Genomic DNA, 22,693 nt, shown 5'->3' on the forward strand with positions numbered 1-22,693 from the left:
ACGCCAGCATGACTACGATTGCCTACCTCGTGTGCTGGGGCAGCTTCTGGACGCTGCTCTACATCTTCGTGGGCTATCCGCTTCTGATGTGGCTGTGGGCGCACGTGCTGCCGAAGCCGGTGCGCAAGCAGTCCTACCTTCCGACGGTCTCCGTGATCATCGTGGTCCGCGATGGCGTGCGGCACATCCGTTCCAAACTGAAGAACCTGCGCGTACTGGACTATCCGCCGGAGTACATCGAGATCATCGTCGCCTGCGATGGCTGCAAGGACCGCACGGCCGCACTGGTCCGCCATTCGCACGACCCTCGCGCGCGAGTCCTGGAGTTTCCCGTCCCGCGCGGCAAGGCCTTGTGCCTCAACGACGCCATCGCCACGGCACGTGGCGAAGTGCTGTTGATGACCGACGTGCAGCACAAGCTTTCGCCGCTGGCTTTGCGCGAGCTGGTAGCGAACCTGGGTGATCCACGCGTAGGCGTCGCCAGCGGTGGCCTGGAGCTGGAGAACGTGCGCAGTGCCTTCGCGCACGGCGTGAGCGCCTACTGGCGCTACGAAAAGTTCATCCGCGAACAGGAGAGCCGCTGCGCCTCAACCATCGGCGCGAGCAGCGCGCTGTATGTCATGCGCAGGGAACTGTTCCAGCCCCTGCCACCTGACACGCTCCTCGATGACGTGCTGGTGCCCATGCGCGTCGCGGCGGCAGGCCATCGGGTCGTGCTCGAACCGCACGCGGTGATGTGGGGCGAGCCCGCCCAGGAGCCCTCGGCCGAACAACCCCGGCGCCTGCACGCCAGCATCGGCTGCTTCCAGTTGATGGAACTGGCGCCGTGGCTGCTGTCGCCCGCGCGCAACCCGCTGTGGTTCCAGTTCGTCAGCCACAAGGCGCTGAGGTTGCTGGCGCCCTGGCTGCTGTTGTCGCTGTTGCTGTCGTCCGCCTACCTGGCGCGTTACCACCAGGCCTATGCGGCCGTGCTGGCGGCGTTGCTGCTGAGCCTGGCAGCGGTGCCGATGGAGCGCATCCGTCCGCATGCCGGACGCTGGCTGCCGGTGCGCCTGATGCTGGCGTTCTTCTATTTCAATCTATACGCGGCGCAGGCTTCGATCGCCTTCGCCCGCAGCCGAGGGGAGCATCCATGGTGAGCGAGTTGCCGCACGACGCGAAGCCCACCGGCATCCGCGAGAAACTGGGCGAGTTCTGCTACAGCACCGGACTGCTCAGCCCGCTTCAGCGCGTACGTTCGTGGCTGCAGAAGGACCTGCGCATCCTTGCCTACCACCGGGTGATGCCGCTGCCGGATCCCGACAGCTACGACTTCGATCTGGAGCTGATCAGCGCGACGCCGGAAGGCTTCCGCGAACAGATGCTGCTGGTGAAGGAACGCTACCGCCCCATGCGGCTCACCGACGTCGCCGCGGCCATCAACGCGGGCCACGCGCTGCCGCCGGACGCGGTGGTGATCACCTTCGACGACGGCTACGACGACAACTACCACATCGCTTTTCCGATCCTGCAGGAACTGGGCATTCCGGCGACGTTCTTCGTATCCACCGGCCACATCGACAGCGGGCGCCCCTACGCCTACGACTGGCTGGTGCACATGATCCTGATGACCAACGCGGCACGACTCGAGCTGCCGGAGCTGGGCATGGACCTGCCCATGCCGGTGGGGCGTGCGGCCCGTCGCGCCCTGGCGACCAGCGTGCTCAATCACATGAAGGAGATCAGCGCGCTCGCCCAGGCCGACATGATCCGACGCCTGGAAAGGGAATGGAACATGCCGTCGGATGCCGCCGTGCCCGCGGATTGCCGCCCGATGACCTGGGACCAGCTGCGTGAGATGCATGCCGCGGGCCTGGAGATCGGCTCGCATGGCGTGAACCACTGGATGCTGTCCAAGCTGCCGCTGGCGGAGCTGGAGCGGGAAGTGAACGAATCGAAGTACGCGCTCCTGCGCGAACTGGGTCCGATGCCGCTGCTGATGTCCTACCCGGTGGGCAGCAATCGTGCGTTCGACCGCCAGGTGATCGACGTCACCCGCAACGCCGGCTTCGACGTCGCCTGCAGCTACATCAGCGGCACCAACCCGCAGCCCGCGGAGAACCGCTACTGGCTCTATCGCCTGGCGGTGGAGCGCTACATCGGCAAGCGCTGGTTTGCCGCCATGCTGACCATGCCTGGCCTGATCAACCACCCCACGCCGGCCCATCTGGCCTCGCCGGAAGACGCGCCGTCATGTTCCCACTGATCATCGTCTATGTGGTGCTGGTGATCGTCAGGCCACAGGAATATTTTCCGGCGCTGATGGGCGTGCCCGTGCTTCCCATCTCGCTGGCGCTCTCCTTCGCCGCGTGGCTGGCGTCGGGTGCGCGCGTGCCGTCCGCGCCCCAGTTCCTGCTGCTGCCGGCATTTTTCGTGGTGATGATGATCTCGGAGGTCGCCAACGGCTGGTTCGGCGGCATCAAGGACCAGCTCGGCAAGTTCGGCCCCATCGTGCTGGCGTTCTTCATCATCGCCTCGGCATGCACCACGCAACGGCGCATCCGCATCCTGATGGGGGTGATGGTGGTCTGCGCGACCATCCTCGCATTGCACGGCGTCGGCCAGGCGCGTACCGGCATCGGCTGGAGTGGCATACCCATCGGCGAGGACGGCCGCATCCAGTACGTCGGCATCTTCAACGATCCCAACGACCTGGGCATGTTGTTCGTGTCGGTGTTTCCGATGGCCGGCCTGCTGTGCCACCGCGCCCGCGCGCTGGGCAAGCTTTTCTGGTTGGGGTGCATCGGCCTGCTGTTGTACGGCGTGTATCTCACCAACTCCCGCGGCGCGATGCTCGGCGTGCTCGTGGTGATCGGTGCCTATATCTGGTATCGGCGCGGCATGGTGGTTGCCGGCATCCTCGGCCTCCTCGGCCTGACCGTGATGAAGATGCTGTCGTCGCGCATGCAGGAACTCGATGCGGGCGAGGAGTCGGCGAACGGCCGCGTCGATGCATGGTACGAAGGCCTGCACATGTTCACCTCGCATCCGCTGCTGGGTGTCGGCCCGGGCAACTTCACCGACTACAACCCGCTCACCGCGCACAACTCGTTCGTGCTGGTGCTGGCCGAAACCGGCTTCATCGGGTACCTGGTTTGGCTCGCGCTGATCGGCTACAGCTTCTGGATGGTTGCCGCGGTGCTGCGCCTGAAGCCCGATGCCGTCGCCGATCCCGAGCGGTTCGAGCTCTGGCAGGAGGAGCGCCCGCTCGCGCTCACCTTGCTGCTCTCGCTGTGCGGCATGTTCGTCTGCGCGTTCTTCCTGAGCCGCAGCTACATGATCGTGCTGTATTTCGTGCTGGCCATCGTCACCGGCTTCTACGTCGGCGCCCGCCAGCGAATCGATGGCCTGCCTTCGCTCGCTGTTTCCGAAAGTGGCGGTCGCTGGATTCCCGCCGCCATCGGCAGCATTGCAGGCTTGTTCGTGCTGGTAACCATATTATTGAGGACGTCAGGATGACGAAGTGCCGTTCCATCGCAATGCGCCGTACCGGCGTTCCCCACAGCGATGTTGTGTCATGAGTGGCTGGTACGAATCGGCTTTTCGCAAGGTACTGTATCCCGCCTATGAAAGCGGCCTGAGGCGACGGGACACGCTGTCCTGGCAGGCCAGGTACGAACGGGACCAATGGATGTCGCCCGGCGCCATCGCCGAGTTGCAGTTCAGCCGTCTCAAGTCGCTGCTCGAGCATTGCTATCGCGAGGTGCCCTATTACCAGCGGCGCTGGCGCGAGCTTGGCATCACGCCCGGCGATATCCGCAACCTCGACGACTACGCGCGCCTGCCGACCCTGACCAAGGCCGACATCCGCGAGAATTTCCAGGACCTGCAGGCTTCGTCGTGGCGCAACCGGCTGCTGTTCAAGCGCACCGGCGGCTCCACCGGCGAGCCACTGGAACTCGGCTATACGCGCGATAGCTACAACCGCCGCATGGCGGTGATGTGGCGGGGTTACGGCTGGGCCGGTTCGCGGCCCGGACGTCGCACGATCTATCTGTGGGCCGGCGCCGTGGGCAACCCGGGGGCGACGCACCAGCTCAAGGATCGTCTCTACAACGCGATGTTCGCGCGCCGGATGCTCAACAGCTTCGAGATGACCGAGTCCAACCTCGCGGACTATGCGGACACCATCGACCGCTATCGGCCGGACATCATCGTGGGCTACGTTGGGGCGTTGGTACAGCTGGCTCAGTGGATGGTGGAGACCGGTCGCCGCGTGTATCGCCCCGAATCGGTGATCGGCGCCGCCGAGGCGCTGCATCCGTTCCAGCGCGATGTGATCAGCCAGGCATTCGGTTGCCCGGTGTACAACACCTACGGCTGCCGCGAATTCATGCTGGTCGCCTCCGAATGCGACCATCACCATCGCCTGCACGTGAATGCCGACCATCTCGTGGTCGAACTGCTTGGCGCGCATGGCGCGCCGGTAAGGCACGGCACCGGAGAGGTCGCCATCACTGATCTGTCGAATTACGGCATGCCCTTCATCCGCTACCTCAACGGCGACCTGGCCAGCAGTCCATCGGAACACAGCTGCCCCTGCGGCCGTGGCTTGCCGTTGCTGGGCCGTATCGACGGGCGCGTACTGGATGCCATCCGCACGTCGGACGGCCGCATCCTTCCGGGCGAATTCTTTCCGCACATGCTCAAGGATGTGCGCGGGCTTTCGCGCTTCCAGCTGGTGCAGCGCCAGCTCGACCGACTGGAGCTGTCCATCGTTCGCGGGGAAGACTTCAACGACGACTCGCTGGCCTACATCCGCCGCGAAACGGCCAGGGTGCTGGGCCATCAGGTCGCGCTGGAGTGCCACTTCGTCGACGACATCCCGCTTACCCGTAGCGGCAAGCACCGCGTCACGCTGTCGGAACTGGCCTGATGAACATCACGCACGTCGTGGAGAATCTCAATCGCGGCGGCCTGGAGCGCATGGTGCTCGACCTGGTGCGCCTGCAGCAGCGCCAGGGCCATCATTGCCAGGTGGTTTGCCTGTACGAAGCCGGCGCATTGGCGCATGAGCTCGATGCGGTAGGGATTCCCGTGGTGGCCTGCAACAAGGGACCAGGGCTGGACCTGCGCGCGCTGGCCCGAGCGCGCCGCGCCATCGATCGGCACGACACCGACATCCTGCACACGCACAACGCGGTGGCGCACTATCAGTCCGTGCTCGCCGCCTGCGGCCTGGACGTGCTGCGCGTGCTCAATACGCGCCACGGCATGGGTGCGGGGCAGCGTACCGGACGCAAGGAGTGGCTGTATCGACGCTCGCTGCTACGCACGGACATGGTGGTTACCGTCTGCGAAGCCGCGCGGCGAAACGGCGTGGAGAAAGGCATGCTGCCCTCCTCCATCACGCGCGTGGTGCCCAACGGCATCGCGGTGGACCGCTTCACGCCCGCCTCGACGGACATGCGCGAGCGCCTGCTGACCCTGCTGGGACTGGATCGCCGCGCCCGGCTGATCGGCAATGTCGGCCGTCTCAACTGGACCAAGGACCAGGCCGGGCTCATCCGCGCATTCCGCCAGGTGTACCGGCAACACCCCGAAGCCGCGCTGGTGCTCATCGGCGATGGCGAGCTGCGCAACGATCTCGAACACTGCGCGCTCGCCGAAGGCGTACGCGACGCCGTGCATTTCCTGGGCGACCGCAACGATGTGCGCGAACTGCTGCGGGGGTTGGACCTGTTCGTGCTTTCCTCGGTGAGCGAAGGCTATTCCATGGCCCTGCTGGAAGCATGCGCCGTGGCACTGCCCATCGTCGCCACCGACGTCGGCGGCAACGGCGAGATCATTCGCGACGGCCACACCGGCCTGCTGGTGGAGGCGGGCAATCCGGACGCCCTGGCACAGCGCATGCTTTCGTTATTGCAGGACCCGCAACGCGCCAGCGCCTTCGGACAGGCAGCCCGCGCCTGGGTGGAGCACCACGCTTCCATCGAGGCCATGGCCGATCGCTATCAACGCCTTTACCAGGACGCGGAGCAGCACGCATGCGCCTGAAGATTCTCGTGCTGACCAACCTGTTTCCCACACCGTGGGATCCGTTGCGCAGTGCGTTCAATCGCCAGCAGTTCGAGCGGCTCGGCAAGCATCACGACGTGGATGTGCTGACCGCCGTGGATTTCCGTGAGCGCTTCACGCGCGAACGCTCGCCGCTGCGGCTATCCGACCTGCGCACCGATCACTTCATATTCTTCTACCCCCCTTTGATCGGCCGTTCGCTGCATGGCGTGTGCTGGCTGCTGTCGCTGCTGGCCCAGAAGTTCCGCCGGCTGCGCCACGCCAACCCCGACTGCATGCTGGTGAGCTGGGCTTATCCCGATGCGGCGGCGGCAAGCTGGCTGGCGCGACGACTGGGCGTCCCCTATGTCGTAAAGGTGCATGGCACCGACCTCAACGTGAAGGCGGAACAAGCATTGCTGCGCCCACAGATCCGCTACGCGCTGCAGGGCGCACAGGCCGTGGTGGCGGTCAGCCAGGCATTGGCCGACAAGGCCGTGGCGCTGGGCGCGGAGCCGTCGCGCGTGCATGTGCTCTACAACGGCGTGGAGCAGAACCTGTTCTCGCCCGGCCCACGAAGCGAGGCGCGCGAGCGGCTGAAGCTTCCACAGAACGAACGCCTGCTGCTCTACGTGGGCAATCTCAAGGACAGCAAGGGTTGCCTCGACCTGATCGAGACCTTCCCCCACGTGCTGTCGACCCGTCCCGATACGCGCCTGCTCTTCATCGGCACCGGTCCCTGCAAGGATGCCCTGTTGCAGCGAGCGGCCGCGCTGGGCTGTGCCGACCGCGTGCAACTGCTCGGCGCCATCGAGCACTTCGCCCTGGGCGACTGGTTCCGCGCGGCGGACCTGCTCTGCCTGCCCAGCCACAACGAGGGCGTACCCAACGTGGTACTGGAAGCGATGGCCTGCGGTACGCCGGTGGTGGCCACGCGCGTGGGAGGCATTCCCGAAGTCCTGCCCGATCATGCCGGCATCCTGGTCCCGGTCCGCGACCGCGTCGCACTGCGCTCCGCGCTGGTCGCGGCCCTGGCCGAGTCGTGGGACGCCGAGCGCATCGCCGCCCATGCCAGCCGGTTCCGCTGGGATGAAAACATCCGTCAACTGGGTGGCATCCTCCAGGCCGCGGCGATGACGCGCGCAGACGTGGTGGACTACTCCTCGCCCTGAGCCCCGCCTATTTGTCCGGCGTCGGTGACACGATGACGCCGGGCGCGAGGGCCTGGTCGGCGAACATGATGTCCATGCCGCGCTTCAGGCCTACGCGCGGCTCCCAGCCCAGCACATCGCGAACCACGCTCTGGTCGAAGTTGGCCAGCGGGCGCAGCGAATTCACGCGGTAGCGGGTCAAAGGAACGTTGCGACCAAGCAGCTTGCCCAGCGCTTCCACACCCAGCGCCAAGGCCAGCAGCAAACTCTTGGGCCAGCGTGTCAGGCGCAGTTCTTTGCCGCGCTTGCGCGACACGCGGGCGAGGTATTCACCCTGCGTCACGATGGCGGGATCAACGACGTGCACCAGCCGGCCACTCGCGGCCGGCGCGCAGGCTGCCAGCAACAGGGCATCCACCACGTCGTCCAGGTACACCAGCGGCAAGGTCTGCGAGGCCGAACCAACCGCGATCCAGCGGCCGGCAATCGCCAGGGTGCCGTTGGGCGTGGTGATTTCCGAGCCCGGCCCCACGATCTGGCCGGGACGGACCACCACCGCAGGCAGTCCCCGTTCGCGAATGGCGTCGCGCACGTAGTTCTCCGCGACCAGCTTGGTCTGCGTATAGCTGCCGCGCCGCTCCGGATAGGGCTCCAGCGCCGAACTCTCGTGGATCGCCATCCATGGGTCGCGCCCCGCGTGATCGAGCACGCTCATCGAACTGACATACACCAGGCGCTGGGTGCCGTGCCGCAGGCAGGCATCGACCACGTTGCGCGTGCCCCACACCGTTGCTGCCTCGAATTCGCGCGGACCACCGCTCATCGCGGCGCCCACGTGATAAACCGTGCGCGCGCCCTGCACGGCTTGGTCCACGATGCGTGGATCGCCCAGGTCGCCGATCACCACTTGCTGCACCAACGATGCCAGCCTCGGATCGGGTCGACGCACCAGCACCCGCACGCGCTGCCCGCTGCGCCGCAACGCCGCCAGCAATGCGCGCCCGAGGAAACCGGATGCGCCCGTCACCAGGGCATCGACCGGCTCCAGGGTACCGAACCGATCGGCCAACTCCTGCTTCCGTTCCGCGTCCGCCCGCTGGCAAGCCTCTTCCATCCATGCAATGGGACGACGTCCGTCTTCCGCGCTGACCGGCGGCGGCGTGCCCTCGTGCAGCGCGCGCGCGAAAGCCTCCGCGCCCGCCTGGATGCCCGGCGAAGGACGCAGCATGCCCGTCGCAAATCGCACGACGTTCCACGGAACCCGGAACACGTCGCGCAAGGCGCCGAAGAATGCGCCAGCCACGATGCCGATGAACTTCGGCCCGGGCCGTACGCGCCGCACGTGGCAAACCTGCAGGAAACGATCGGCCTCGATCACGCCGCGCGTCCCCTGCACCACCAGCCGATTCATCATTGGCCGCACGTTCCACGACAGCATCACGCGACCTGTGCCGCGCTCGCCTTCTGCGGTGGCCTGCCACTCGTCGAACTTCAAGGTGCTGGATCGGCCCGTAGAGCGAAAGCGGATGTCCACGCGCTGCAGGTCGCCCAGGAAGGCTTCCAGCGTGTAAAGGCCATGCACGCCAAGATCGCGGAACGGGTAGGAACCCTGCGCCACCATCGCCGGCAGCGGGCCGCCGCCGTAGGGCGCGTAGTCGGAACTGCGCCAGATGTCCACGGCAACGACGTCACCGCAGGCACCGGACTTCACCAGCTCGCGCGCACGCATCACCATCGGGTCGAACAGGTCCGAATGGTCGACCGACAGCACCAGCCCGCGTTCCTGTGCTCGGGCAATCATCGCGTCGCATTCGGCAACGGATTCCGCCATCGGCTTCTCGACGAATACATGGCAGCCCATGTCCAGCGCACGCAGGCTCAACGCGCAATGGCTGGACGGCGGCGTGAGCACATGGATCGCGTGCGGCTTGCGCGCGCCCAGTTCGTCCATGTCCGCGGTGGCGAGATCGAGCTTGAAGCTCGCCGCCAGCTTGCGCGCCGCCTCCAGGTCGAGGTCGCAGATGCCTACGATCTCCACGAAGTCCAGCCGCTGCAATGCTTCGATGTGATAGCGCGCCACATAACCGGCACCCACGATGCCGATGCGCAGCTTGCCTCTTACAGGTGCGTTCATTCCGATACCCGACGATCAGCAAAAGTCATGTCCGCCGCGGCGATGGATGTGGCAACTTCGCTCAGCACGTCCTCGACGCGACGGTCCCAGGTCTGGTCGGCCACGGCCGCCATGCGCTCGGCGGCGCCTTGTTCCGGACCATCGGCCAGGACCTGTTCCAGGCCGGCCAGGAAGTCCTCACGTCCCTCGGCAATACGTACCACCGACGCGAAGCGCGCGATTTCCGCATTGCCCACCGCGACGATCGGCTTGCCCGTCGCAAGATACTCGCGCAGCTTGAGCGGGTTGGCGTTCTCCACCTGGCGGTTGCGCCGGTAGGGAATGATCGCCGCATCGAATGCCTTGGCCCACGCAGGAAGCGAAGCGTAGGGCTGCGCTCCGGCGAGCACGACATTCGGCAGTGCAGCGAGTTCGGGCACCTTGATCGCCGCGTACCCCACGAGCAGGAACGTCCATTGCGGTCGCGCGTGTGCCAGCCAGGCGATCAGTTCCACGTCGATCCATTCGTGGATCGAGCCGAAGTAGCCCACGACCGGATGAGGAAGGTCGCGCCCCGCAGCCGGAATGACGGTCGCCGCCTCGGAGGCCTGCGCAAACATCTTCGCATCCACGCCATGCGGCGAAAAATGCGTATTGGCATTCAACGCCCGCTTGGCCGCCAGCAGCGACGGCGGCGCCACGAACACCATGTCGGCCTTGCGCGTCAGTGCCAGATCGCTGGCCGCGATGACTTCGGCATCGACACCAGGATGCGCTGCATAGTCGTCGATGCAGTAGTACACGCAGAAGGCTTCGCCGAGTCGCTTGGCGAGGAACCCCGGATGCGGCGTCACGAACCAGGATATGCGCTGCCTCGCGCCGAGCACGCGCATCGCACGACGCAGTGCCCACTGCCCGAACAGGCGGTTGAACAGGCTGACCCCGGGAATCCGTCGGAACGGCAGCTGCGGCACGGTGCAGTGCCACAGGTTGTCGTCGACGCGGCGCGGCGTGCGCAAGGCCTCGCGAATCTTGCGGAAGGCGCGGCGCACATCCCGCCCGCTCGCTTGAGGCGCACGCATGCCCGGCGAGTCCACGTAGAGCACCGGCATGGTGGCCGCCAGGCGAATGGCCACGTGATGGCTGCTGGTGCGGTTTTCCGCATACCAGTCATTGCCGAAATAGACGACCCCGTACTGCCCTAGCATGCCCCCTCCCGCGCGAGGGGCCGATGCGGAACCACCATGTTCCGTCCCCTGTCCGGTTTGTCCCGGGAAGCACTGGCTGCCGCGCTGCGCGGCAGGCCCATCGGTGCTTCGTCCGGGGTTCTCGCTGCCTGTAAGCAGGCACAACGAGCCTATCGGAACGGCCAGGGCGCTCCCATCCGTCGAATTGCCAAGGCACTCGCCGCGAATCCGGAACCAGACCTGCCAAATCCCGTGACACGGCGCGCATATTCACCGGCACATCGGCCGTTTGTCATAGCCTGTCGGTGGCATGCCCACACTGCCTATGTGCCAATGGATATCGGGCGCGCAACAGGACACAGTGAGCATGTGACGGACGACGCGTGAACGAATGCGCCGTCCGAAGACGGATCAGGGGGAACTCGGAATGGATCCGTCGCGCCAGGCGTCCTTCGCGCGAGCCGTCATCATGACTTTTCGACCCAAGAAGATGCGAATGCTGGAATGGTTTCCGGACGCGGTGATTTCCACCCGCGGTCCGCATTCCGCGAAAGCGTTGTACCTGACTTTCGACGATGGCCCGAACCCCGCGCACACGCCGGCCCTGCTCGAGCTGCTGAAGCAACATGGCGCCAAGGCCACGTTCTTCCTGATCGGTCGCGAAGCAGAACGGCATCCGTCCCTGGTATGGCGCATCGTCGAGGACGGCCACAGCCTGGGCAATCATTCGTACACGCATCCCCAGTTCCACGCGCTCTCGCACCGCGAGCAATGGCATGAAGTCCAGCGCACCGACCAGGTACTGCACGGCTTCGACGGGCGTCGCCATCACCGCTTCCGTCCGCCGCGCGGGGTGTTCTCACCCGCACTGGCGCTGCGCTTCGCGCTGAATCGCCGAAACCTCGCCTACTGGTCGTACGACACGCTGGACTACCAGGGTCGCAAGCCGGAAGAACTGGCCGCACGCCTGCGCGCCGAACCGCCACGCGCCGGTGACGTAATGCTGATGCACGACGACAGCGATTGCTCGCGCCACATGCTCGAGGAGCTGCTGCCCGAATGGAAGCAAAACGGCTTCACCTTTCCTGCGCTGCCCGCATGAACGACGCGGCAGCCACAGGGGTACCTTCATGATCCAGCCCATGCTTATCGCGCTGCTAGTCGCTGCCACGCTTGCGGCGGCGCTGTGCACAGTGGCCTGGCTGGCCATCCGCTCGCGCAACATGCAGGTATGGCTGGGCAGCTACCTGCGACGCCGCAGGCCGCCCGCGGTTGCCGGCCCGGTGCACGTGATGTTCTGCTTCGTCGACCATTACGAACCCGCCTGGGGTCGCGTCGACCTGGAAACACAGCGGCGCCGGGTCGATCGCTGGCACCGCGACTACCCCGCCATGGCGTCGCAGCATCAGGACGCGGACGGCCGCCCACCGCAGCACAGCTTCTTCTACCCGGAAGAGGAATACCTGCCCGAGCATCTGGAAAAGATCGCCGACCTCTGCGCCAAGGGCTATGGCGAGATCGAGATCCACCTGCACCACGACAACGACACGCCCGAAAACTTCCGCGCCACCATCTCGCGCTTCAACGAACTGCTGCATGCGCGGCATGGTGCGCTGTCCCGCGATCCGCGCACGGGACAACTCCGCTTCGGCTTCATCCACGGCAACTGGTCGCTGGACAACTCGCGCGCCGATGGCCGCTGGTGCGGACTCAACAACGAACTGATCCTGCTGCGCGAACTGGGCTGCTATGCGGACTTCACCCTGCCCTCCGCGCCCAGCGAGACTCAGACGCGCACGATCAACGCGATCTACTACGCCACCGACGACCCCTGCTGCCCCAAGTCGCACGACACCGGCGTAGCGGTAACGGTCGGCGGCCAGGCCAGTGGCGACCTGATGATCGTGCAGGGACCGCTGGGACTGGACTGGAAGCGCCGGCGCAAGGGCATCATGCCGCGCATCGAGAACGCCGATGTGCGGCACAGCTGCCCGCCGACGCCCGAGCGGGTGGATGCATGGATACGTACCGGCATCCATGTCGAAGGCCGCCCGGATTGGGTCTTCGTGAAGATCCACACGCACGGCACCCAGGAGCGCGACATGGACACCTTGCTGGGCGCCCCGGCCCACGCCATGCATGCGCACCTGGAGCGCCACTACAACGACGGCGAGCGCCACGTGCTCCACTACGTCACCGCCCGCGAGATGTACAACATCATCAAGGCAGCCGAAGCCGGCCTGGAAGGCAATCCTGCGCGCTACCGCGACTTCGAGCTGCCACCGCCACCCGGCGTGACGAAGTGGAATGCCCAGACAGCGCCGGACCCATCCCTCACTGAAGCCATCGCCGGCAATGCCGGGCGGGAGTGACTGCGATGCATTGGCGCACAAAGGGCCTGGTGCAGAAAGTGCTCGGTCACATACCCGGCGGGGAGCGCGCGCATTACCTGCTGCAACGCCGTTTCGGCGGCCTGCGCGGGTTCACCCGTGAGTTCGATATCAAGATGGACGATTGGCGCCTGATGGTCGGCCACCTGCATCAGGCCGGCCGTCCCGTCCCAGGGGCCCGGTTGTTCGAGATCGGCAGCGGCTGGTACCCCACTTTCCCCTTCGCCTGTTATCTCGGTGGCGCACGACAGGTCATCACGGTCGATCTGAATCGGCACATCAAGCCTGAACTGGTGCGCGACTGCGCCGACAACCTCGCGCGCCACGTCGGCCTGATCGCGACCAGCTGCGGCGTGCCCGAGGACGAGGTGAGAAATCGGCAGGAACAACTGGCGCGCCGTCTGCGCGAGAGCGACGACGTGGGATTCGCAACGGATGGCGTGGTGGTCTACGACGCGCCCGCCGATGCCTCGCGCACCTCGCTGCCTGCGCAGCAGCTGGATTGCGTGTTCTCCAACAGCGTGCTGGAACACGTGTTGCCGGAAGCGGTGGACGGCATCTATCGCGAGGCACTGCGCATACTCGCGCCAGGGGGCATGATGTTCCATTCGGTCAACTGCGGCGACCACTACGCCTATGTCGACCGGCGCATCAACCAGCTCAACTACCTGCAGTATTCGGACCGCGAGTGGCGACGCTGGGACAACGCCTTCCTTTACCAGAACCGCATGCGTGCCTTCGAATTCGTCGAGCGCGCCGTCGCGCTCGGCTTCGACATCGTGCTCAACACCGAGTGTGCGCGCGAAAAACGACTGGCCGAACTGGCACAGATGAACGTCCACCCCCAGTTCGCGCACATCCCACCCGAAAAACTGTGCGTGACGTCGATCGATTTCATCGGGCGCAAGCAGCCGCTGTGGGCGACATGACCACGTCGCTCGTCAGCGTCATCATGCCGGCATACAACGCCGGCCAAACCATCCGCAGCGCGGTGCTTTCGGTGCTGTCGCAGAGTTACCCATCGTGGGAACTGGTCATCGTGGACGACTGCTCCACCGACGGCACGGCCGGGCTGGTCGACTCGCTGGCCGCGGTCGACGAACGCATCCGCGTCATCCACGCCGGAACGAACAGCGGCGTGGCCGCTGCACGCAACCTGGCGGTCGCGGCGGCACGCGGCTCCCATATCGCCTTTCTCGACAGCGACGACGGGTGGCATCCGGACAAGCTCGAACGGCAGATGCAGCACATGGAAGAGAGCCGCGCGCTGGTCTGCTACGCCCCCTATGACCGCGTGGCGGAAGACGGCCGGCTGCTTTCGCATGTCCGCCCGCCGGCCGCGGTGAGCTACGAACAGATGCTTCGCAGCAACCACATCGGCAATCTCACCGGCATCTACGACCGCTGCCTCGGCGACGCAGCCTTCCGCCGGGTGGGTCACGAAGACTATGTGTTCTGGCTGGAAATGGTGCGCCGTGCAGGGGGCGCCACCTGCGTGCCCAGCGACCACGCCCTCGCCTACTACCTGGTGCGCGACGGCTCGGTCTCGGCGGACAAATGGCGCGCCGCGCGCTGGCAGTGGCGCATCTACCGGGACGTGGCCCGTCTGGGCTGGCTGTCGTCGTCCCAGCACATGTGCCACTACGCGTGGCAGGCCGTGATGAAGCGCGTGGTCTAGGGACTGACCCGCGGCACCGGCCCCTGCAGATGGCCGAGCACACGCATCAGTACACGCCCCAGCGGACCCAGCTTGTCGGTAATCATGCCCATCAGCCGGAAGTCCTCGTCGCTCCAGTAGCGCACTAGGAAGCTGGCCGGCACGAATACCACCGAAAACGCGATGGCGCCCGTGAGGAAGGCGAAGTGCCCGGGCGTCACATCCGCCACCAGCCAACCGGCGCCCGTGGCTGCAAGTCCAACCACCAGCAAGCGCGCCATGGGCACCACCGGCAGGCCCGCGCTGGCAACGCGACGGATGTAGAACGTGCAGATGAGCAGTTCCGCCAGTCGCGTGCCGGCATAGCACAGCACGGCGCCGAGCAGGCCGAAATGCGGGATGAGCGCGAAACCCAGCACCACGTTGATCACCAACGCGCTGCCGGATATACGCAACCGGTCGCCCTGCCGGTCGGTTACCACCTGGAAGGCGGCGATGCTGTTGGTGATCAGCAGCAGCCCGGCCAGCACCAGCGTGACCTCGATGGCGGGAATGGCGTCGACGTAGCGGTTGCCATACATCAGGGTCACCAGCCCCGGCGTCGTGACGAAGCCCAGACCTGCGATCATCAACCCGGTCGCCCAATAGAATCGCGTGGCCTCGGACAACACCCGCGTAGCCTGCGACTGCCCGTTCTGGCCAAACGCACGCGCCATGTAGGGCAGCAAGGTCGAAGTCAGGCCCACCGAAAACAGCTCCACCGCACCGCGGGTGAGCGTGCCGGCAATCGCGAAGAAACCGACCGCCGTCGAGTTGGCATAGGTGTTGAGCAGAAAGACTTCGACCGTATTGGTTTTCAGGCCGATGATCAGGATCAGCACCGCCGTCAGCCGCAGGTGCCGCGACATGCGCGACTCCATCTCCTGGGGAATCGGGCCCGGCGCAAACGGCAGGCAATAGCGACGGTAGGCGATGCGATTGATCAGTCCCAGCGTCAGGCAGGAAATGGCGAAGATCGCGATGAAATCCAGCAACCCGAGATGAAACCAGGAGGCCACGGCGACCAGCGTCAACGTCACCGCACCGGTGAGCACCGTGGCGATCGACACCGGCTCGAAGTGCTCCTGCCCTTTGGAAATCGCCACCAGCAGGCTGTAGTTCGCCTTGGCCACGACCGCGATCGACACCAGCGCGGTGATCGGCACGGTCAGCCCCTTCCATTCGGAGGGCTGGATGATGGCGACCCCAACGATGAACAGCGCGATGACGATGGCCGAGCTCAGTGACTGGTAGCGCATCAGTCGCGCCGACAGATGGGCGGCAACCTCCGGCGTCTCGGCCCCATATGCCTCGGCGATGAACTTCGTGGACGACGTGGTCAAGGCGTGGTTGCTGCAGGTCAGCAACCAGCCGCAGAGCCACACCGTGAAGGCGTACCGGCCAAAATCCGCCGGTCCGAGGCTACGCGCGATCCATACGCTGATGACCAGGCCCAGCGCGTACTCCACATAGGTGGATGCCGACACCAGCGCCATGCTCCGTAATGCTGCCAAGCGACGACTCATGCAAACCTGCCCCTGACCATCCCGTTGCCCTCACTCACGCCAAGCCTCATGGCATGGCATGGCCCGCCATCGACGCCGTGGCGCCACTGCCCGCGGGTTGCTGGCGAAACCACATCGCCACGCCCGCGCCCCGGTTGTTCCAGTTGAACCGCCGCAAGGTGCCGGTGACCTGCCCGCACTCGACGCTGTAGGACGACTCCAGCGCATCGAGGCGACGCTTCAACGCTGCGCTCTGTGCGGGGTCGGTCTCGAAGTAGTAGGCCGCCGCGACCGGCATGGCGAGCTCCACGTTGTGTGCGTCGCTGTACCAGCCGTCCGAATCCTCGATGTCGGCCAGTTTCGCGAACGAAGCCTGCGAAGACGACCAGTACCAGGCGATCTGGCCGTTAGGTCCCGAGCACGGATTGCGCCAGTCGCGGTTATCCTTGATGGCCTTCACGTCGATCCAGCCGTAGCGCTCCATGTAGCGGCCGAAAGCGGTGATCATCCCGGGAATGCGCTTGTCGCCCGTGGCGAGCCAGGTGTGCCACAGGCCATCGATGATGTTCTCGCTCATCCATGGCGAGGCTCCGCGCACGTCGGTCTCGGGATGCCAGTCGTCGTTCTCGTGGAGATTCCAGCTGTTGCGCCAGGAGCCGTCGTCGCCCAGTTTGTCCGGATTGGCCCGTTGGTGGTCATAGAGCCAGTCCACGCGTTCGCGGGTGTCGCGTAGATAGCGGAGATCGCCAGTCAGCTCGTACGCGTTGACCGTCGCCAGCAATCCAAGGCCCGCCTGCCGCTCGGTAAAGAAATCGCCGGGACTCGCATACGGTCCAGGCGTACCGGCCCAGCCGCCGTGCTGCCACAGCGTCACCATCTTGTCGACCAGCGCGGCATCGTGCTCGCTATCGTCCCCCGTCAAGGCCAGCGCCAGCAGGATCGACTCGGTGTAGACGTACTTCACGTCGCACGGCTTCTTGTCGTACGTCCAGCCACCCGCGCAGAACGGGCTGAATGGCAGGCCGTCGCGCTTTATGTAGCGCATGTAGAAGTGGTAGCTCTGGTCTGCGGCCTGCAGGTAGTCGAAGCGGCCCGTGCGTACGTAGGCCTTGAACAGCGTCGACGGGCGGTCGAACAGCCACGCAGAGAAATCGTCCACCGGCAACTTTTTCGCCCACTCGAACTGGGTCGACACGTAGCGCGCATACGCTTCGTCACTCGCTGCCGGCACCTGTGGCCCGGCGATAAGTGATGCGCACATCCACGCCGGCTCCAGCGCAGCGAGCGCCGCCGCCACCTTGACGCCCTGGGCGTCGGTGACCAGTTCCTGCGTATACGGCCACCCGTCGGCGTCGCGTGTGCGAGGCTTTCCCACCGAGAAATAGTATGTCCCCTCGCCGCCCTGCAATTGGGCGACGAACTGGACCCGCACGGCGCGGATGCTCTGATCCCGCGCATACCAGCGCAAGGTCACCTGAACGTGCGAGGGTACTTCTTCGCCCTTCGCGTCGAGGATCCGCAACAGCTTTGCGTCACCCAGTCCCGAGGGCGGGAACGGAATGCCGACCGACACGCGTACCTCCGGGCCATCGCCGACATTACGGTGCACGACGATGCGCTGCTCGGCGCTCGTATCCGCCGGCGCCGCGGAGGCCGCCGGCTGGCTCGACTGCTTGGGCGCGGCCGCGCTGGCTTGCGGATGACGGGGCATGCCATGCGCCACGCAGGCCACGCATACCCATCCGAGCATGACCAGCATGGTTCGCATAAAGGACCCTCTCCCATCCGGGATACTCCGGACCAGGGAAACACCTGATGCCTGCGCTTTCATCACGCCACCGACGACAACGGCATGCGCTGGCTCACGAGCTTCCGCTCCCACAACAGGGCCGTGCGCACGATGAAGTCGAGGTCGTCGTACTGCGGATGCCAGTCCAGCACCTGCTTGAGGCGATCGCTGCACGCGATGAGCTTGGCAAGGTCGCCCTCGCGGCGCGGCATCTCGACGATGTTGAGCGGTTGCCCACCAACACGCTCCACCGAGTCCAGCACTTCGCGCACGCTGTAGCCGTGGCCATAGCCACAATTGAGTGTCAGTGAGGCACCGCCGAAACGCAGGTGGTCTAGCGCGCGCAGATGGGCGGCCGCCAGGTCGTCCACATGGATGTAATCCCGAATGCCGGTGCCATCCGGGGTGTCATAGTCAGTGCCGTAGATCGCCAGCGACTCCCGCTTGCCCACCGCATGCTCGCAGGCGGCCTTGATCAGCAGGGTCGCCGTGGGAGCGGAGTGGCCAATACGCCCCCGGGGATCGCAGCCTGCCACGTTGAAGTAGCGCAGGATCACGTGCCGCATGCGCCCCGTGGCGCAGTAGTCGGTGAGCATGTTCTCCGACATCAGCTTGGACGTGCCGTACGGATTGACCGGGTGTGTTGGCGTGTCTTCATCGGCCACGCCGTGCTCGGTCAGGCCATAGACCGCCGCCGTCGAGGAGAAGATGAACTGGCCGACGCCCGCCTCGGCGCAGGCTGCCAGCAGGTTGCGCGTGTTGCAGGTGTTGTTGCCGTAGTACTTGAGCGGATCGCTCACCGACTCCGGCACCACGGTGTGCGCCGCGAAATGCATGACCGCATCGATGCCGCAGCCGCGCAGCACGGACGTCACCAGGCTCATGTCGCCGACGTTGCCCACCACGAGTTCGGCGTCCTGCACCGCCTCGCGGAAGCCCGTGCTGAGGTTGTCGATCACCACCACCGACTCGCCGCGCGCCGCCAGCTGCTGCACGACATGACTCCCTATGTAACCGGCGCCGCCGGTGACGAGTACCTTGCGCATAAGCACTACCCTGGTCGAGTAACGGGAAAGTGGCGCCCCATCCACTGCGCGACGTGATCGAGCAGTCGCTGGCGGTCGCCGCTGAGTACGTAGGTGTGATCGGCTTCCTGGAAGTAGCTGACGCTCACGCCGGGATCGTCGGCCAGTCGACCGAAGCACTCCCGGAACTGGCGGATGTGGTTGAAGTAACGCGATACCCCGCCGCTGTAGACAAAATCGAGCTTGAGTCCACGCGCCAGCATGCTGGCGAGCTGGCTGCCAACCACCTTGCCCGGCAACGGCTCGACGACGAACGCCGGCTCAGGCGCCCGTGGTCCGGCCGGCCCGCGCTTGCGGGTGATCCACTGCTTCCACACCGACGCTTTCGCCAGGCGCGGCAGGTAATGGCGCAGGCGCTGGCCCAACGTGCGATGGCCGTAGCCATCGAGAAAGAACGCACCGACCACGCGCGGCTCGGCATAGGCGGCCGAGTGCGCGTTCTGCGCCCCCGAGCAGAGCCCGAACAGCACGAATCTTTGGCAACCGGTCTGCTGATGCAGCAAATCCATCGCATCACGAACGTCCGCCACCACTTGCTCGGGACGCGCCAGCAACTTGCCGCTCGCACCGCTGTCGCCCACGGTGGACTGGTCGAAGCGCAGTGTCGGATAGCCCAGTTCATTGAGTCGGCGAGCCAGGTCCACATGGAGGCGGAACGGACCGATGCGATACACCATGCCCGCGTTGAGCAGGATCACGCCCACGCGGTTGTCGATCACTTGCGGCAATCCGACGACACCGACCAGGTGTCGCGCGCCGCCAAAACGGAAAGCCTGCTCGTGCATCACGCCATCTCCCGCAGGTGACGTTTCGCGGCATCGATCAGGGGGTGCGAGAGAATCGCCATCTCCAGTCGGTCCAGATCGTCCCAGCCAGGCGCTACGTCGACCGATTCCACCGAATGCCCCAGCCAGGCGGCCTGGCCCGCCTCCGCCGCGGAACCCGCCGAAGCGAGCCAGGCCACCGTCCCCTGGGCTCCGGCAAGACGCAGGCCGGCCAGCTGCGCGCGCAGGCGCTCGGTGGTTTCGAAGCCCTGCCACTCCATGCGTACGTCCAGCTCGGGGCGCGCGCGGTCGAATCGATTCAGGTCGACCTTCAATGCTTCCTGCATGCGATCGAGATCGCGTACGAGCGCGCCGCCATCGTGAACCACGTCCCATACCACCACGCCGGCAAGCCCTGCCGTGATGGACTCCAGCGCCGCATTCGCGCCGAGCCGCGCGCCAAATGCCAGGATGCGCTGCGCCCCGCTGCGCGCACGCAATTCCGTCGCCGCCGTCGCCACATCCATGACGCAGCGCTGCCAGTCGACGTCGCGGCTGCCCCCCGCCGAATCACCCGTGCCGTAGTAATCGAAACGCAGCACCGGGAATCCGCCGTCGGCCAGGCCATGGGCCATTTGCCGATAGAGGCGATGACAGCGGATCTGCTCCGCTCCCAAAGGAGGGCACAACACGACCGCCGTGCCGTTGTATGCGGGCGCCGGGTGATAGAAGCCGAACAGCTCCCTTCCGGGGCCGAAGTAGAACGGCAGGTCGGCTTCGATGCGGGCTTTCATCTGTGGAATACCACGGCCAGCATGTACTCGTTCTCGTGATAGCTCTGGTCCACGACGCTGCTGTTGCGAAGCTGCCGCGTATACGACAGGCGCCAGCTCCATTGCTGAGTGAACTGATGGCTCAGGGCGGCGCCGAAGCGGTAGTCCCTGTCCGTGCGATCAATCGAGTGGTAGTCGATATGGTCGACATTGAGGAATCCCGACAGGAACAGGGTGGGACGGAGCTTGTAGTCCAGGCTGAAAGCGCCGCTACGCTCGGTCTGGTCGAACGTCGGACCATTGAGATAAGACAACTCGCGATACAGCGGCGCGATGGTCACCGACAGGCGGTCGGCGTGATAGCTGTAGGTCGCCTCAACGCTGCGATCCAGGTAAACCTGCGAATCGATGACCATCGATCCCGTATTGATGCCACGCGTCGGGTCATTGATCAGATCGAGCGGATTGCTCGGCACATTGGTCATGCTGTCGACGATCTGCTGACCCGGCTGCAACAGCATGTCCTGTGCGGCATCCGAATACTGGTAGACACCGGTCACGCTGAAACTGTTGTCGACGCTCGGCCGCCAGCCCAACGTGACGCGCGCCATCGGCTTGGATGCGCCGGGTTCGTTGCTGAAGTCGATATACGTCCAGCCGAGCAGCGCATCCACGTCGAAGTCGCGAAGCGTGTGCACGTAGTGCCCGTAGAGCGAGCTTCGCGTGTAATCGGACCCGGTCGTGTTGTTCCGGAAATCCACTCGCTGGGCTTCCGCGTTCAGCGAAACCTGCGTGGTCGGGCTCACGTCACGGATCACGCGGAACGCACCGAGCCCGCGCGACGAGTCGAAGTCGTCCACCTTGGACGCATAGCTGTTGAAGTACTTGAGCTCGGCCTCGCCGCGCGTGGCTTCGTTGAAGTGGAAGCGAAGCACGGGGCCCAGCGCCAGCACGTTGGTCTGCTGCTGGTTGTCCGGCGCGTTGCTGGCCAGGGTGTCCACCGGTTGAATGCCGGCGTCGTCCTCGATCGTGAAGTCCAGGCGCTGCGGCATGATCGACCAGTTCGCCTGTGCCGTGAGCGTCGTTCGCGTCTGGCTGTCGTATTGGCTGTTGGTGTAGTCGAGGTACTCCAGCGTGCCGACCACGTTGGCCTGCAGCGTAGAACCCAGCTCCTGGTAGGCGAAGTTGACTCCAGGAATGAAGATGTTGGTACTGGTGGGATTGCTGGTAGTAAGCGCGATGTTGTCGCTGTGCTCGAAGCTGCCGAACAGGGAATAACCGAACGTCCCCGCAAAGGACATGCCGGGCACGGCAACGAACGCGAGCATGGTGGCGCGAGCGAGCTTGCTGAAAGCCGGCATGTGCAGTCCTCTGGCCCTGATCCCCAATGACGCCAGGCCATCGGCCCGGCGCGCTGTCCCTACCTACTGCGACTGGTTGAACACGACACCTGCGAGCTTGCTCGGTTCGAAATGCGTGAGGGCCTGACTGATCGCCCCCGGCGTGTCCTTGCCGTAGCCGGCCACCACCACCACGAAATCGGCGAGGTCAGCGAGAATCCTCGCGTCCGGCGCGCCCTTGATGGCCGGGCCATCGAGGAACAGATAACGATCCGCATAGCGCGAGCGCAGCGAATCGATCACGGTGCGCATGCGGAAGGACGTGAAGTACTCACTGCCACTCTCTCGCGCGCTACCGGCTGGAATGAAGCGCAGGTGCGGCACGCCGGTTTGATAGAGGATGGACTCCACCCCGATCGCCGGGTGATCCATCAGATCGGTGAGCCCACCGCGCGTTGGCTCGATGCCCATCGCCTTGTGCTGGCTTGGATAACGCACGTTGCAATCGATCAGCAGGCTCGTCTTCGCCTCGTCGAAGGCGAACGCAGCCGCCAGGTTGCGTGCCACGAAGCTGCCACCGGAGCGCGGGCTGACCGCCACCACCAGCGTCACGAAATTGTGCTGCCCGGCCATGGCCAGCAGGCGCGTGCGGATCTCGCGGAACGCATCCGCCTGCTGCCGCACGGACTCTTCGCGATGGATCATCCGCCGCTGCTCGAGCTGGACGGGTGCAAGCGCACCTCCGTGCTCGTGCATGCGCGCGATGGACTGGCTCGAGGACTTGCGCATTTCCATACTGTGTGCGGCAGCCGAGAGCACTTCGCTGATACGGTCGGACATGTCGTCGTCGTCAATGTTGTTCAT

The 22,693-nt window shown here is 65.4% G+C and carries 19 protein-coding genes; 10 read left to right on the forward strand and 9 right to left on the reverse strand.

Features of this window, described 5'->3' with window-relative positions; genetic code table 11:
- Nucleotides 1–8: 8 nt before the first annotated feature.
- The 6 genes from EPB08_RS06245 to EPB08_RS06270 are packed head-to-tail and all read left to right on the forward strand — an operon-like array spanning nt 9 to nt 7,208.
- Nucleotides 9–1,139 carry a glycosyltransferase family 2 protein gene (locus EPB08_RS06245; protein WP_229238234.1) on the forward strand — a complete coding sequence of 377 codons (1,131 nt, stop codon included), beginning with the start codon at nt 9–11 and terminating at the stop codon, nt 1,137–1,139.
- Nucleotides 1,133–2,245: a polysaccharide deacetylase family protein gene (locus EPB08_RS06250; protein ID WP_130618210.1), complete on the forward strand. Its 1,113-nt coding sequence runs from the start codon at nt 1,133–1,135 to the stop codon at nt 2,243–2,245. The genes EPB08_RS06245 and EPB08_RS06250 overlap by 7 nt, the downstream gene beginning before the upstream one ends.
- Nucleotides 2,233–3,498, forward strand: a complete 1,266-nt coding sequence (locus tag EPB08_RS06255) for an O-antigen ligase family protein (protein ID WP_130618211.1) — start codon at nt 2,233–2,235, stop codon at nt 3,496–3,498. The genes EPB08_RS06250 and EPB08_RS06255 overlap by 13 nt, the downstream gene beginning before the upstream one ends.
- A 58-nt stretch (nt 3,499–3,556) precedes the next feature.
- The gene (locus EPB08_RS06260) at nt 3,557–4,915 is read left to right on the forward strand and encodes a phenylacetate--CoA ligase family protein (RefSeq protein WP_130618212.1); all 1,359 of its coding nucleotides are present in this window, start codon (nt 3,557–3,559) and stop codon (nt 4,913–4,915) included.
- A complete protein-coding gene (gene pelF, locus EPB08_RS06265) occupies nt 4,915–6,036 on the forward strand; it encodes a GT4 family glycosyltransferase PelF (protein ID WP_130618213.1) in 1,122 nt (373 codons plus the stop codon). The genes EPB08_RS06260 and pelF overlap by 1 nt, the downstream gene beginning before the upstream one ends.
- Nucleotides 6,027–7,208, forward strand: coding sequence for a glycosyltransferase family 4 protein (locus tag EPB08_RS06270; RefSeq protein ID WP_130618214.1), 1,182 nt, complete (start codon nt 6,027–6,029; stop codon nt 7,206–7,208). Before pelF ends, EPB08_RS06270 begins: the two co-directional genes overlap by 10 nt.
- A 7-nt stretch (nt 7,209–7,215) precedes the next feature.
- On the opposite strand, the gene EPB08_RS06275 is transcribed toward EPB08_RS06270, so the two are convergent.
- Both EPB08_RS06275 and EPB08_RS06280 read right to left on the reverse strand, forming a co-directional pair.
- On the reverse strand, nt 7,216–9,321 hold the full coding sequence (locus EPB08_RS06275; protein WP_130618215.1) for an NAD-dependent epimerase/dehydratase family protein: 2,106 nt from the start codon (nt 9,319–9,321) through the stop codon (nt 7,216–7,218).
- Nucleotides 9,318–10,508, reverse strand: a complete 1,191-nt coding sequence (locus EPB08_RS06280; protein ID WP_130618216.1) for a glycosyltransferase — start codon at nt 10,506–10,508, stop codon at nt 9,318–9,320. Before EPB08_RS06280 ends, EPB08_RS06275 begins: the two co-directional genes overlap by 4 nt.
- A gap of 448 nt (nt 10,509–10,956) precedes the next feature.
- On the opposite strand from EPB08_RS06280, the gene EPB08_RS06285 reads away from it, so the two are divergent.
- From EPB08_RS06285 to EPB08_RS06300, 4 genes are read left to right on the forward strand one after another with little or no spacing between them, the layout of a single operon-like run.
- Nucleotides 10,957–11,589, forward strand: coding sequence for a polysaccharide deacetylase family protein (locus EPB08_RS06285; RefSeq protein ID WP_130618217.1), 633 nt, complete (start codon nt 10,957–10,959; stop codon nt 11,587–11,589).
- A gap of 28 nt (nt 11,590–11,617) precedes the next feature.
- A complete protein-coding gene (locus EPB08_RS06290; protein ID WP_229238235.1) occupies nt 11,618–12,859 on the forward strand; it encodes a hypothetical protein in 1,242 nt (413 codons plus the stop codon).
- A gap of 5 nt (nt 12,860–12,864) precedes the next feature.
- Nucleotides 12,865–13,806 carry a class I SAM-dependent methyltransferase gene (locus EPB08_RS06295; protein ID WP_130618218.1) on the forward strand — a complete coding sequence of 314 codons (942 nt, stop codon included), beginning with the start codon at nt 12,865–12,867 and terminating at the stop codon, nt 13,804–13,806.
- Complete coding sequence (locus EPB08_RS06300) at nt 13,803–14,555, forward strand: glycosyltransferase family 2 protein (protein WP_130618219.1); 753 nt, start codon at nt 13,803–13,805, stop codon at nt 14,553–14,555. The genes EPB08_RS06295 and EPB08_RS06300 overlap by 4 nt, the downstream gene beginning before the upstream one ends.
- Here EPB08_RS06300 and EPB08_RS06305 read toward each other — a convergent pair.
- The 7 genes from EPB08_RS06305 to EPB08_RS06335 all read right to left on the reverse strand — a co-directional run bounded on the left by EPB08_RS06305 (nt 14,552) and on the right by EPB08_RS06335 (nt 22,693).
- A complete protein-coding gene (locus EPB08_RS06305; protein ID WP_130618220.1) occupies nt 14,552–16,099 on the reverse strand; it encodes an oligosaccharide flippase family protein in 1,548 nt (515 codons plus the stop codon). The two genes, EPB08_RS06300 and EPB08_RS06305, sit on opposite strands and share 4 nt — an antisense overlap.
- A 46-nt stretch (nt 16,100–16,145) precedes the next feature.
- Entirely contained in the window at nt 16,146–17,846 is a 1,701-nt protein-coding gene (locus EPB08_RS06310) for an AGE family epimerase/isomerase (RefSeq protein WP_205746294.1), read from the reverse strand.
- A 62-nt stretch (nt 17,847–17,908) separates the two neighbouring features.
- A complete protein-coding gene (galE, locus tag EPB08_RS06315; RefSeq protein WP_130618221.1) occupies nt 17,909–18,913 on the reverse strand; it encodes a UDP-glucose 4-epimerase GalE in 1,005 nt (334 codons plus the stop codon).
- A 5-nt stretch (nt 18,914–18,918) separates the two neighbouring features.
- Nucleotides 18,919–19,737, reverse strand: coding sequence for an alpha/beta hydrolase family protein (locus tag EPB08_RS06320; protein WP_130618222.1), 819 nt, complete (start codon nt 19,735–19,737; stop codon nt 18,919–18,921).
- Nucleotides 19,737–20,510 (reverse strand): serine aminopeptidase domain-containing protein, encoded by a 774-nt coding sequence (locus EPB08_RS06325; protein ID WP_165418423.1) that lies wholly within the window; start codon nt 20,508–20,510, stop codon nt 19,737–19,739. The genes EPB08_RS06320 and EPB08_RS06325 overlap by 1 nt, the downstream gene beginning before the upstream one ends.
- Nucleotides 20,507–21,850 carry an outer membrane beta-barrel protein gene (locus EPB08_RS06330; RefSeq protein ID WP_130618224.1) on the reverse strand — a complete coding sequence of 448 codons (1,344 nt, stop codon included), beginning with the start codon at nt 21,848–21,850 and terminating at the stop codon, nt 20,507–20,509. Before EPB08_RS06330 ends, EPB08_RS06325 begins: the two co-directional genes overlap by 4 nt.
- 63 nt (nt 21,851–21,913) lie before the next feature.
- Nucleotides 21,914–22,693 (reverse strand): P-loop NTPase family protein, encoded by a 780-nt coding sequence (locus EPB08_RS06335; RefSeq protein WP_229238236.1) that lies wholly within the window; start codon nt 22,691–22,693, stop codon nt 21,914–21,916.

It is taken from the genome of Dyella amyloliquefaciens (assembly GCF_004296575.1).
Taxonomy (GTDB): domain Bacteria; phylum Pseudomonadota; class Gammaproteobacteria; order Xanthomonadales; family Rhodanobacteraceae; genus Dyella; species Dyella amyloliquefaciens.

Bases quoted from the DNA above. Each gene is read 5' to 3' on its own strand.
- EPB08_RS06245 (WP_229238234.1), top strand. From the start codon at position 9: ATGACTACGATTGCCTACCTCGTGTGCTGGGGCAGCTTCTGGACGCTG.
- EPB08_RS06250 (WP_130618210.1), top strand. From the start codon at position 1,133: ATGGTGAGCGAGTTGCCGCACGACGCGAAGCCCACCGGCATCCGCGAG.
- EPB08_RS06255 (WP_130618211.1), top strand. From the start codon at position 2,233: ATGTTCCCACTGATCATCGTCTATGTGGTGCTGGTGATCGTCAGGCCA.
- EPB08_RS06260 (WP_130618212.1), top strand. From the start codon at position 3,557: ATGAGTGGCTGGTACGAATCGGCTTTTCGCAAGGTACTGTATCCCGCC.
- pelF (WP_130618213.1), top strand. From the start codon at position 4,915: ATGAACATCACGCACGTCGTGGAGAATCTCAATCGCGGCGGCCTGGAG.
- EPB08_RS06270 (WP_130618214.1), top strand. From the start codon at position 6,027: ATGCGCCTGAAGATTCTCGTGCTGACCAACCTGTTTCCCACACCGTGG.
- EPB08_RS06275 (WP_130618215.1), bottom strand. From the start codon at position 9,321: ATGAACGCACCTGTAAGAGGCAAGCTGCGCATCGGCATCGTGGGTGCC.
- EPB08_RS06280 (WP_130618216.1), bottom strand. From the start codon at position 10,508: ATGCTAGGGCAGTACGGGGTCGTCTATTTCGGCAATGACTGGTATGCG.
- EPB08_RS06285 (WP_130618217.1), top strand. From the start codon at position 10,957: ATGACTTTTCGACCCAAGAAGATGCGAATGCTGGAATGGTTTCCGGAC.
- EPB08_RS06290 (WP_229238235.1), top strand. From the start codon at position 11,618: ATGATCCAGCCCATGCTTATCGCGCTGCTAGTCGCTGCCACGCTTGCG.
- EPB08_RS06295 (WP_130618218.1), top strand. From the start codon at position 12,865: ATGCATTGGCGCACAAAGGGCCTGGTGCAGAAAGTGCTCGGTCACATA.
- EPB08_RS06300 (WP_130618219.1), top strand. From the start codon at position 13,803: ATGACCACGTCGCTCGTCAGCGTCATCATGCCGGCATACAACGCCGGC.
- EPB08_RS06305 (WP_130618220.1), bottom strand. From the start codon at position 16,099: ATGAGTCGTCGCTTGGCAGCATTACGGAGCATGGCGCTGGTGTCGGCA.
- EPB08_RS06310 (WP_205746294.1), bottom strand. From the start codon at position 17,846: ATGCGAACCATGCTGGTCATGCTCGGATGGGTATGCGTGGCCTGCGTG.
- galE (WP_130618221.1), bottom strand. From the start codon at position 18,913: ATGCGCAAGGTACTCGTCACCGGCGGCGCCGGTTACATAGGGAGTCAT.
- EPB08_RS06320 (WP_130618222.1), bottom strand. From the start codon at position 19,737: ATGCACGAGCAGGCTTTCCGTTTTGGCGGCGCGCGACACCTGGTCGGT.
- EPB08_RS06325 (WP_165418423.1), bottom strand. From the start codon at position 20,510: ATGAAAGCCCGCATCGAAGCCGACCTGCCGTTCTACTTCGGCCCCGGA.
- EPB08_RS06330 (WP_130618224.1), bottom strand. From the start codon at position 21,850: ATGCCGGCTTTCAGCAAGCTCGCTCGCGCCACCATGCTCGCGTTCGTT.
- EPB08_RS06335 (WP_229238236.1), bottom strand. From the start codon at position 22,693: ATGAACAACATTGACGACGACGACATGTCCGACCGTATCAGCGAAGTG.